The sequence below is a fragment of the Streptacidiphilus anmyonensis genome (assembly GCF_000787855.1).
In the GTDB taxonomy this organism is placed as follows: Bacteria; Actinomycetota; Actinomycetes; order Streptomycetales; family Streptomycetaceae; genus Streptacidiphilus; species Streptacidiphilus anmyonensis.
Genome location: NZ_BBPQ01000002.1, coordinates 475412 through 486436 on the forward strand (window position 1 = coordinate 475412; position 11025 = coordinate 486436).

7 protein-coding genes are annotated in these 11025 nt (G+C 70.8%); 1 reads left to right on the forward strand and 6 read right to left on the reverse strand.

What is annotated here, in order from left to right; genetic code table 11:
* Positions 1-305: 305 nt before the first annotated feature.
* Together TR50_RS04685 and nrdR are read right to left on the reverse strand one after the other, a co-directional pair.
* Positions 306-3197: a vitamin B12-dependent ribonucleotide reductase gene (locus tag TR50_RS04685; RefSeq protein WP_042414301.1), complete on the reverse strand. Its 2892-nt coding sequence runs from the start codon at positions 3195-3197 to the stop codon at positions 306-308.
* 142 nt (positions 3198-3339) lie between these two features.
* Positions 3340-3822 (reverse strand): transcriptional regulator NrdR, encoded by a 483-nt coding sequence (nrdR, locus tag TR50_RS04690; protein WP_042414304.1) that lies wholly within the window; start codon positions 3820-3822, stop codon positions 3340-3342.
* Positions 3823-4390: 568 nt separating this feature from the next.
* Between nrdR and lexA the strand changes: the two genes are divergently transcribed.
* Complete coding sequence (lexA, locus tag TR50_RS04695) at positions 4391-5077, forward strand: transcriptional repressor LexA (RefSeq protein ID WP_042414319.1); 687 nt, start codon at positions 4391-4393, stop codon at positions 5075-5077.
* Between the two features lie 322 nt (positions 5078-5399).
* Here lexA and TR50_RS04700 read toward each other — a convergent pair whose 3' ends face one another.
* From TR50_RS04700 to TR50_RS47865, 4 genes are all read right to left on the reverse strand, one after another.
* The gene (locus tag TR50_RS04700) at positions 5400-7517 is read right to left on the reverse strand and encodes an ATP-dependent DNA helicase (RefSeq protein WP_084699727.1); all 2118 of its coding nucleotides are present in this window, start codon (positions 7515-7517) and stop codon (positions 5400-5402) included.
* 12 nt (positions 7518-7529) lie between these two features.
* A complete protein-coding gene (locus TR50_RS04705) occupies positions 7530-8384 on the reverse strand; it encodes a carbon-nitrogen hydrolase family protein (protein WP_042414323.1) in 855 nt (284 codons plus the stop codon).
* A gap of 33 nt (positions 8385-8417) precedes the next feature.
* Positions 8418-10010 (reverse strand): lysine N(6)-hydroxylase/L-ornithine N(5)-oxygenase family protein, encoded by a 1593-nt coding sequence (locus TR50_RS04710; RefSeq protein ID WP_063774991.1) that lies wholly within the window; start codon positions 10008-10010, stop codon positions 8418-8420.
* Between the two features lie 210 nt (positions 10011-10220).
* The gene (locus TR50_RS47865; RefSeq protein ID WP_236654281.1) at positions 10221-10940 is read right to left on the reverse strand and encodes a GNAT family N-acetyltransferase; all 720 of its coding nucleotides are present in this window, start codon (positions 10938-10940) and stop codon (positions 10221-10223) included.
* Positions 10941-11025 lie beyond the last annotated feature (85 nt).

Consider the following 11025-nt stretch of genomic DNA (forward strand, 5'->3'; position numbering starts at 1 on the left):
TGGAGCCCGTCGTCCGGGTAGGGGGAGCCGTCACGAGGGAGGGGCTTGTCGGGAGCCTTCTGATGCAGCCGCATCGCGTGATCGAAAAGGCTCGTCCGTGGCTCGGGCAGCCCATGCCCGCCAACCACGCTCACCAGGTGCGGGAAAGCTCGATTCGCTTCAACATGGCCTTGATCATGTCACCGTGACCGGACGGCTCACAAGCGAGGGGCGTCAGCGCAAAGCTGACGCCCCTCTGATCAGGCACGGCCTACCTCACCCGCCCGCCGCGCACGTTGCGGCGGATGCGGTGGGACCGCCCGGTTTCAGCTGCAGCCGCTGGTCGAGCCGCAGCCCTCGCAGACGTAGCAGCTGCCGGCGCGGCGCATCTTGGTGCCGCAGGAGAAGCAGAGCGGGGCGTCGGAGTTGACGCCCTGCTGGATCTCCAGCAGTTCCGCGGTGTTGTGCGGGGCCGGGGCCGACACGGCAGGGGTGGTCTGGATGACCACGGGAGCCGAGGCACGCGGAGCGGACTGGGCCAGGCCCTCGACGTCGACGTCCTCCTCGTCGGTCGGCTCGTAGGAGCCGGTCTCCAGGTGACGCTGGCGCTCCTCGACGGAGTGGATGCCGAGCGCGGAGCGGGTCTCGAAGGGCAGGAAGTCCAGAGCCAGGCGGCGGAAGATGTAGTCGACGATCGACTGCGCCATCCGCACGTCCGGGTCGTCGGTCAGACCGGCCGGCTCGAAGCGCATGTTGGTGAACTTCGAGACGTACGTCTCCAGCGGCACGCCGTACTGGAGGCCCACCGAGACGGCGATGGAGAAGGCGTCCATCATGCCCGCGAGGGTCGAACCCTGCTTGGACATCTTCAGGAAGACCTCGCCGAGGCCGTCGTCCGGGTAGGAGTTGGCGGTCATGTAGCCCTCGGCGCCGCCCACCGTGAAGGAGGTGGTGATGCCAGGACGGCCCTTGGGCAGGCGCTTGCGGACCGGGCGGTACTCGACGACCTTCTCGGTCACCGGGGCCGGCGCCGAAGCGGACGCGGGCTCCACGGCCTTGCTCTCCGTCGAGGCCTTCTTCTTGGCCGAGAGCGGCTGGCCGACCTTGCAGTTGTCGCGGTAGATCGCGAGCGCCTTGACGCCGAGCTTCCAGGCCTCGAAGTAGATCTCCTCGACCTCCTCGATGCTCGCGCTCTCCGGCATGTTGACGGTCTTGGAGATGGCGCCGGAGATCCAGGGCTGGATCGCGGACATCATGCGGACGTGGCCCATCGGGGAGATGGAGCGCTCGCCCATGGCGCAGTCGAAGACCTCGTAGTGCTCGGGCCTGAGGCCCGGGGCGTCGACCACGTTGCCGTGCTCGCCGATGAAGGCCACGATCGCCTCGACCTGCTCGTCCTGGTAGCCCAGGCGGTTCAGCGCCCGCGGGACGGTGCCGTTGACGATCTGCATCGAGCCGCCGCCGACCAGCTTCTTGAACTTGACCAGGGCCAGGTCGGGCTCGACGCCGGTGGTGTCGCAGTCCATCATCAGGCCGATGGTGCCGGTCGGGGCCAGCACGGAGGCCTGGGCGTTGCGGAAACCGTTCTTCGCGCCGATGCGGACGACGTCCTGCCATGCCTCGGTGGCCGCGGCCCACACCGGGGTGTCCAGGTCGTCCATGCGCTGGGCGACGTCGTTGGCCTCGGCGTGCTGGCGCATGACGCGCTGGTGCGGCTCGGCGTTGCGGGCGTAGCCGTCGTACGGGCCGACGATGCCGGCCAGCTCGGCGGAGCGCTTGTAGGCGGTACCGGTCATCAGCGAGCTGATGGCGCCGGCGAGCGCGCGGCCGCCCTCGGAGTCGTAGGCGTGGCCGGTGGCCATCAGCAGGGCGCCGAGGTTGGCGTAGCCGATGCCCAGCTGGCGGAAGGCGCGGGTGGTCTCGCCGATCTTCTCGGTCGGGAAGTCGGCGAAGCAGATGGAGATGTCCATCGCCGTGATGACCAGCTCGACGACCTTGGCGAAGGTGACCGCGTCGAAGGTGTCGTCGTCGCGCAGGAACTTCATCAGGTTCAGCGAGGCGAGGTTGCAGCTGGAGTTGTCCAGGTGCATGTACTCCGAGCAGGGGTTGGACGCGTTGATGCGGCCGGACTCGGGGCAGGTGTGCCAGTGGTTGATCGTCGAGTCGTACTGGATGCCCGGGTCGGCGCAGGCCCACGCGGCCTCGGCCATCTTGCGGAACAGGCCCTTGGCGTCGACGGTCTCGATGACCTCGCCGCTCATGCGGGCGCGCAGACCGAACTGCTCGCCCTTCTCCACGGCCTGCATGAACTCGTCCGAGACGCGCACGGAGTTGTTGGCGTTCTGGTACTGCACCGACGTGATGTCGTCGCCGCCCAGGTCCATGTCGAAGCCCGCGTCGCGCAGGGCGCGGATCTTCTCCTCCTCCTTGACCTTGGTCTCGATGAAGGCCTCGACGTCCGGGTGGTCCACGTCGAGCACGACCATCTTGGCGGCGCGGCGGGTGGCGCCACCGGACTTGATGGTGCCGGCGGAGGCGTCGGCGCCGCGCATGAAGGAGACCGGGCCGGAGGCGTTGCCGCCGGAGGAGAGCAGTTCCTTGGAGGAGCGGATGCGGGAGAGGTTCAGGCCGGCGCCGGAGCCGCCCTTGAAGATCATGCCCTCTTCCTTGTACCAGTCGAGGATCGACTCCATGGAGTCGTCGACGGCCAGGATGAAGCAGGCGCTGACCTGCTGGGGCTGGGAGGTGCCGACGTTGAACCAGACCGGCGAGTTGAACGAGAAGACCTGGTGGAGGAGGGCGTAGGTCAGCTCGTGCTCGAACACCTCGGCGTCGGCGGCGGTGGCGAAGTAACCGTTCTGCTCACCGGCGGCGCGGTAGGTCTTCACCACGCGGTCGATGATCTGCTTCAGGCTCCACTCGCGCTGCGGGGTGCCGACCGCGCCGCGGAAGTACTTGCTGGTGACGATGTTGACCGCGTTCACCGACCAGAAGTCGGGGAACTCGACGCCGCGCTGCTCGAAGTTGATCGAGCCGTCGCGCCAGTTGGTCATGACGACGTCACGACGCTCCCAGGTCACGCCGTCGTAGGGGTGCACGCCCGGGGTGGTGAAGATGCGCTCGACCGTCAGCCCGACGCCCGGCTTGGCCTTGGCGTCGGCCTTGCCCTTGGCCGCTCCGCTCCGGCCGGCTCGGGAGCCGCTCGTGGTGTCTGTCATTGCCGCCTCCTCCTGGGCAAACGCCCTGAGCGCCCCGCTGCTTCCCGGGGTCGCCTGCTGGTTCGTGTCTTGCTGATCAGCACCACATAGAGAGAAGAAGTGCTGAGTAGGTGCCGCGCGCACCCTGGAACGTGCCGAGGGTTCAGGGCGTGGGCGCGGGCACGGGGGGCCGCTCGCCGGGCAGCTCGGTACGGAGCTCGGCGATGGCGGCCTCGAAGTCTTCGAGCGAGTCGTAGGCCCGGTACACCGAGGCGAACCGGAGGTAGGCCACGACGTCCAACTCCTTGAGGGGGCCCAGTATGGCCAGTCCGACGTCGTGGGCCGACAGCTCGGCGCTCCCGGTGGAGCGGACCGCCTCCTCGACCCGCTGGCCCAGCAGCGCGAGGGCGTCTTCGGTGACGGGCCTGCCCTGGCAGGCCTTGCGGACCCCGTTGATCACCTTGTCGCGGCTGAAGGGCTCGGTGACCCCGCTGCGCTTCACCACCGTCAAGGCGGCGGTCTCCACCGTCGTGAACCGGCGGTTGCAGTCGGGACACTGGCGCCTGCGTCGGATCGAGCTGCCGTCCTCGGTGGTACGGGAGTCCACGACTCGGCTGTCCGCGTGACGGCAGAAGGGGCAGTGCACGTCCCGCTCCCCTCCTGACTGTGGCTGTGCTCACTCCGCGGCAGACCACAATCTGTGGGCTGCGGTCCCCTATCTAACCACTAGATCTGGTGTGTCACGCACCACCTCGCCACCGCGTGTCGTGTCGATCGGTTCACGCTTCGCGATCGGCGCAGGTCACCCGTCGGACCCTCGCGACCGCCCGCGGAACGACGCGCGGGACAGGTCGAAGAGGGGGGTTTCGAGCACGCTCGGAGGTGATCCATGAGAGGATTCGACTCGAACAAGCGATCGTACGAGCGAGTAGAAATACACCCGAAACCTTGATCAGTTCAGGGTTTCTGGCAATAATTCACTCGAACGTGTGTTTGGCGCAACCTTTCGATAGGACCTACCGTTGGCCTATTCAAGGGAGAACGTCCGTAGGTAGAGAGGGGCCGCCGTGACCATCGCAGAAAGCAGCACCGTCCCGGTGCAGGAACGCTCCCAGTTCGCCACCCAGGAAGAAACGCGAAACCTTGCCTCCGGCCTCGTTCCGGACCAGGCTAGCGGCCCTTCCGCCACGCACTCCTCGGGACACTCCTTGGATATGCAAGAAAGCCCCGGTCGCGCGCTCCCAGGGCGCCCGCCGGGCATCCGTACCGACGAGGCGGGGCTGACCGAGCGCCAGCGCCGCGTCATCGAGGTCATCCGGGATTCGGTGCAGCGACGCGGATATCCGCCCAGCATGCGGGAGATCGGTCAGGCCGTGGGCCTGTCCAGCACCTCCTCCGTCGCCCACCAGCTGATGGCGCTGGAGCGCAAGGGCTTCCTGCGCCGCGACCCGCACCGCCCGCGCGCCTACGAGGTGCGCGGCATGGAGGTGGCCCGCCCGGTCCCCGAGGCCAACAGCGGCCGCCCGGCCACGTCCTACGTCCCGCTGGTCGGCCGGATCGCGGCCGGTGGTCCGATCCTCGCCGAGCAGTCCGTCGAGGACGTCTTCCCGCTGCCGCGCCAGCTCGTCGGCGACGGTGAGCTCTTCGTGCTGAAGGTCAGCGGCGATTCGATGATCGAGGCCGCGATCTGCGACGGCGACTGGGTCACCGTCCGCCGCCAGCCCGTCGCCGAGAACGGCGACATCGTCGCGGCGATGATCGACGGGGAGGCCACGGTGAAGCGCCTCAAGCGCGAGGACGGACACATCTGGCTGATGCCGCACAATGCCGCGTACGAGCCCATTCCGGGCGACAACGCGACCATTCTCGGCAAGGTCGTCGCGGTCCTCCGCCGCCTGTGACCCCGGGCTCCTGATCTGGGGCCCGAACTACCTGGGCCCCGACCGACACCGTGCGACACCGTGCGTCGGCCGGGGCACCGTGGGACGCGCGGCGCAGCCGAAATCCGGGCGGTCCGGATTTCGCCCGCGCCCGCCGCCGTTTCACGGGCGCATGCCGGCGGATCTCCGCCGCGGGCCGGCTCCCCCAGCCCGGCCATTGCGCCCGGTCATTCGCCGAAGCCTCCGGACTTCGCACTCCGCCCTTCGCACTCCGGCCTTCGCAGTCGGTCTTTGGGTCCGCTCCTGGCGCCGGCGGCTCGCGGGTACCGCTCGCCCCGCCCGGCTAGCGTGCCCGGACAGGGGGCGCCGAGGCGTTGATCGCGGCGAGGGAGCGCCGGACCTGGTTGCGGTCCGTCGTGTACCAGAACTCCGGCATCGAGGAGCGGAAGAATCCGCCGTAACGAGCCGTGGCCAGGCGCGAGTCCAGGACAGCGACGACGCCGCGGTCGTCGCCGGAGCGGACGAGACGGCCGGCGCCCTGAGCCATCAGCAGAGCGGCGTGCGTGGCCGCCACCGCCATGAAGCCGTTGCCGCCGTGTTCCTCGACGGCCTTCTGGCGGGCGCTCATCAGCGGGTCGTCCGGCCGCGGGAACGGGATGCGGTCCATCACGACCAGTTGGCAGGCCGAGCCCGGCACGTCCACGCCCTGCCAGAGCGAGAGCGTGCCGAAGAGGCAGGACGCCGCATCGGCGGCGAAGCGCTTGATCAACTCCCCCAGGGTGTCCTCGCCCTGGAGCAGGATCTCGCCCGGAACGCGCTCGCGCAGCGCCTCCGCCGCCGCCTGGGCGGCACGCATGGAGGAGAAGAGACCGAGGGTGCGGCCGCCCGCCGCGCCGATCAGGTCGGCGAGCTCCTCCAGCATCTCCGGACGCTCCGGACCGCGACCCGGCGGGGGCAGATGGCGGGCGACGTACAGGATGCCCTGCTTGCGGTAGTCGAAGGGCGAGCCGACATCCAGGCCGCGCCAGACCGGAACGGCGCCGGCGCCCTCGATCGCCTCCCCCACGTCGTCACGCCCCGTGGAGGAGAGGCCGAGCGAGGACGCGACGCCCGTGAAATCGCCGCCCAGCTTGAGAGTGGCCGAGGTCAGCACGACCGAGCGGTCCGTGTAGAGGTTCTCCCGCAGCAGCCCGGAGACGCTCAACGGAGCCACCCGCAAGGAGGCGGGAGCGGCCAGGAACCGGTCGTTGCGGTCGATCCAGACGACGTCGTAGACGCTGCCCTCCAGCAGCCGGTCCGTGGTGTCGTGGATGGTCTCCAGCGAGGCCATCGCCTGCTTGCGCACGGCGTCCTCGTCGCTGACGCCGCGGTCGCGGATCTCGCCGAGCGAGGTGATCACCTCACGGGCCGCCTCCCGGATCGCCGCGACGGCGAAGTAGAGGTTCTCCGGGAGCTCCTCGACGCGTCCTCCGTCGGCGATCTCCATCAGGCCGTGGTAGTTCTCCGCCGCCGCCTGGAGCTTGTCGACGGACTTCTCGTTGGCGAGCTTGGCGGCACGCTTGACCGCGCGGTTCACGCCCGTGGTGGTGAGCTCGGCGGTGGCGATGCCGGTGACCCGGGAGACCAGCTCGTGCGCCTCGTCGACGATCAGCAGCCCGTGCTCCGGCAGGACGGGAGCGCCCTCCAGGGAGTCGATGGCGAGCAGGGCGTGGTTGGTGACCACCACGTCGGCGAGCTTGGCCCGCTCGCGCGCCTTCTCGGCGAAGCACTCCCCGCCGTACGGGCACTTGGTCGCGCCGAGACACTCCCGGGAGCTGACCGAGAGCTGCTGCCACGCCTTGTCGGAGACACCCGGTGACAGGTCGTCGCGGTCCCCGGTCTCCGTCTCGTCGGCCCAGTCGCGCAGGCGGACGATGTCCTGCCCGAGCTTGCTGCTCGGGCCGCCGAGGACCTCGGCCGGATCGAACAGGCCGGCCTCGTCGTCGCTGGGCGCGCCCTCGTGGACCCGATGCAGGCAGACGTAGTTGGAGCGACCCTTGAGCATCGCGAAGGTGGGCTTGCGACGCAGCAGCGGATGCAGCGCGTCGACCGTGCGCGGCAGATCGCGTTCCACGAGCTGCCGTTGCAGGGCCAGCGTGGCCGTCGCGACGACCACCTTGTCGCCGTGGGCGAGGGCGGGGACCAGATAGGCGAGCGACTTGCCCGTCCCCGTGCCGGCCTGGACGAGCAGTTGCTCGCCGTTCCCGACCGCGGCGGCGACGGCCTCAGCCATCGCCACCTGGCCGGGACGCTCGGTTCCACCCACCGCCGTGACGGCGGCGTGGAGCAGCTCGCGAATGCGCGAAGGGGCGTCTGCGCCGGCGGGGGCGGCCTCACCGGAGGGCGCGTCGGGCGCTGCGCCGGAGGGCTCGGAGGCGGCGCCGGAATCGGCCGGGTCTGGCTCAAGGATGCTGTCACTCATGGCCCTCCCACCCTAGAGGGCACCACCGACAAATCGCGGCCGGACCGGTGCGGTCAGGCTCGGATCCACCAGCACGGGTTCCTCCGCGCGGGCGGCACGCAGCACCTCGGGGGCGAACTCGGCGACGGCCAGACCCGGATCGGCCGTGCCGGCGTCGGCGAGCAGCTCGCCGAGCGGTCCCCAGATCGCGCTGTGGCCGCCGCCGGAGTACGGGCCGCTCGGCCCGCAGTGGTTGGCGAGCACCGCGTAGGACGTGTTGTCCATGGCCCGTGCCGGAAACAGGAACGAGTTGGCCTTGGCGGAGAAGCCCGGGCTGAACATGCCGCCGTTCAGGTAGGCGTGGCAGCCGTCCAGGGCGGCGGCGCGGGCGTGCTCGGGAAAGGAGGAGTCCCAGCAGATGCTGAGGCCGAAGCGCCAGCCGTCGAGCACGAACGTGGTGCCGCAGCTCCCGGGCGCGATTCCGGCGTCGCGCTCGCTCGGCGTCGCGTGCTGCTTGTCGTAGGTGGCCGCCAGCTTGCCGTCGCGGTCGAAGGCGAGCGCGGAGATCCGGGGCGTGCCGTCCTCGGCGCGAGTCGGCGCACCGACGACGAGGGCGGTGCGATGAGCGGCGCAGGCCTCGCGCAGGGGGTCGAGACGCGAGTCGTCTGCGCCGGTGGTGTGCCGGCCCGGGTCGGCCGTGATGCCCGGGAGCTCGTAACCGGTGAGGAAGAGCTCCGGCAGGACGAGCAGGTCGGCGCCGCGATCGGCGGCGCGGCGGACCAGGTCGGCGGCGGTGGCCGCGTTGGCGACGAGGTCGAGCGAAGCGCAGACGGCCTGTCCGGCGGCCACGGTCAGCGGCGCGGCAGGCAGCGACAGTTGATCATCCATGGCGCGGAGCCTAGCGTCATGGACGGCCGATTGTCAGGGGTGAACCAGGGCTGCGGGGCTTTCATGGGCGCCGAGGTGCGCCACGTGCACAGGGCCGTCGGCGAGATCGGCGGCCCGCGTGTGGGCGGCGGCCAGGGCGCCGGAACGGGCGGTGGCACAGGTCACGGAGTGGCCGCCGGCGTCCGGCGGCACGTCCAGCGCGCTGCGCGGGCGGCCGAAGGTGGTCCACGCCGTTTCCTCCGGGAGCCGGTACACGGGGCGGCCGAGCACCTCGGTGCAGACGGCGTTGAGGATCACGGCGGCACGGTGCGCGCCGAGGCCGAGATCGGGCGTGCCGACGCCGTGGGTGTGGAGTTCGGCGTTCTGCACGAAGAGCCCGGCGGTGATGTCCGCCCGCAGGCCCACCCGGTGGTCCAGGCCCACCCGGTAGCGCCCCTTGGCATCCCAGTCGACCAGGTCCCGGACGGGGTCGAGCAGCGCCGGCCGACGTGCCGCGTAGCCGGTGGCCAGGACGGCGAGATCGGTGCGGAGCGCGTAGGCGGCACCCGACTGCGGGTGGCCGCAGCGCAGTTCGAGCCCGCCACCGGGGTTGCGGCGGGCCGCCAGCACCTCCGTGCCCGGCACGATCTCCACGTCCGCCGAGCCGCCGGCCGTGGTGCGCTCGTACAGGGCCTCGTGGACGGCGGCCAGGGTCTCGGCGCTGGCCGCCTTGTACAACTGCCACTGACGCGGGACGAGAGCGTCGCGGGTGGGCTCGGGGAGCGAGTGGAAGTAGCGGGTGTAGTCCGGAGTGAAGTGCTCCAGACCGAGCCTGGAGTACTCCATCGGCGCGAATGCGGCGGTGCGGGTGATCCAGCGCAGGTGTGGACCTGCGTCCCTCCCGCGACGGCGCAGCAGGTCGAGGAAGACCTCGGCGCCGGACTGGCCCGAGCCGACCACGGTGACGTCCCCGAGCGGACGGAGCGCACCGCAGTTGTCAGTGCCCCGCGCTAGCGTCAGGGGTGAGCGGGGAGAAGTGAGGTACTCGCCCGAGTGCACGGCCGGGCCTGCGGCGTCGACCAGTTCGGCGAAGGCCGGCGGGATGACGGGCTCGGTACCGACTCCGAGCACGAGATGACGGGCGAGGTAGGGGTCCCGGCCCGGCACCTCCACCTCGAAGACGCGGCGGTCGTCGTTCCAGCGGACGGACGTGACGGGGCTGTCGAAGCGGCAGTTCGGCAGGCGTTCGGCGGCCCAGAGGCAGTAGTCCGCGTACTCGCGGCGTGTCAGGTGCCACTGCTCGGCGAAGTAGAAGGGGAAGAGACGGTCCCGGTCGCCGAGGTAGGCGAGGAACGACCAGGGGCTGGTCGGGTCCACCAGCGAGACCAGGTCCGCGAGGAAGGGCACCTGCATGCGGGCGCCTTCGATCATCAGGCCCGGGTGCCAGCTGAACTCCGGCTTGGCTTCGAGGAAGACGGACCGCAGGCCCGGCACGCGATCGGCCAGGGCGGCGAGCGAGAGGTTGAACGGACCGAGACCCACGCCGACGAGGTCGTGGACCTCATGGGCGCGGCTGTCGTCGGTGTACGCGCGGCGCGTCGCCGACCGACGGGCGGCGGCTCCGCCCGGTGAACGTGAGGGATCCACTGGCTGGCTCCTTCGAACGGTGACGGGAAAGGGGGACGGGTGGGGTGACGGAGGGCATGGCGGTTGGGGTGACGGGGGGCTGACGGGAAGGAGGAGACAGACGGAGAACCGCCGAGCGCCCCGGCGATGCGAGAAGACCTGGCAGCACCCGAGGGGAGCCGACGGGGCTGGTCCGGCGCGCGTTCGCGGGACGCTCCGGGGCTGCGCCGCTCAACTCGGCCGGTCGAACACCATCAGCGCGGCGTGTTTCTCCGGCAGCAGCAGCTCGGACTCGAAACGGAAGCCGGCCCGTAGGAAGGCGCGCACGGACGGCAGGTTGCGCACGTCCGGTTCGGCGACGATCCGCCGGGCCGCCTGTCTCTCGCGGAGGATGCGCCGGGTGAGTGCGGCCAGGAGGGTGCTCCCGACGCCGCGACCACGCTGGGCCGCCGGGCCGACGAGCAGGTGGAGACCGGTGTCGTGCGGGCGCGCGGCGTAGTGCCGGGCCAACGGATCCAGATCGGCCCGGTAGATCTCCCAGTAGCTCATGGGCGTCTCGTCGAGCAGGCCGAGGCAGGGCAGGCTGCGCCCGTCCCCGTCGAGTTGGGCGCGCACATGGTGCTCGGTGAGCTCGGGCGGTCCGCACAGCTCCCAGAACGCCGACACCACCGGATCGTTCATCCAGTCCACCAGCAGCGGAAGGTCACGCGGCAGCCGGACGGGCTGGAGACGGAAGTCGCCGTGCCGGGTGTGCATCACGCCCCAACGGGTCACACCGTCGAGGAGATCGTCCCGCCGGGCCCAGTGCGGTCGCTGCCACGGCGGGTGAACGGTCCTCGGTTGCCCAGGAGCCCGATGCTGCGTCGGAACCCCCGGCGACGCCCCAGGTGCCCGAGGCGACTCCCCAGGCGACGCCCCGGGCGGTGTCCCGGGCGCCGTCCCGGGAGGCACCCCCGACGGAGCCGAGGCGGCAGACGCGGCCTGCGCTGCCTGCACGGCCTGCACGGCCTGCACGGTCGACGTCACGGCGGCACTG

Coding starts and splice junctions, on each gene's coding strand:
- TR50_RS04685 (WP_042414301.1), bottom strand. CDS start 3,197: ATGACAGACACCACGAGCGGCTCCCGAGCCGGCCGGAGCGGAGCGGCC.
- lexA (WP_042414319.1), top strand. CDS start 4,391: ATGCAAGAAAGCCCCGGTCGCGCGCTCCCAGGGCGCCCGCCGGGCATC.
- TR50_RS04700 (WP_084699727.1), bottom strand. CDS start 7,517: ATGAGTGACAGCATCCTTGAGCCAGACCCGGCCGATTCCGGCGCCGCC.
- TR50_RS04705 (WP_042414323.1), bottom strand. CDS start 8,384: ATGGATGATCAACTGTCGCTGCCTGCCGCGCCGCTGACCGTGGCCGCC.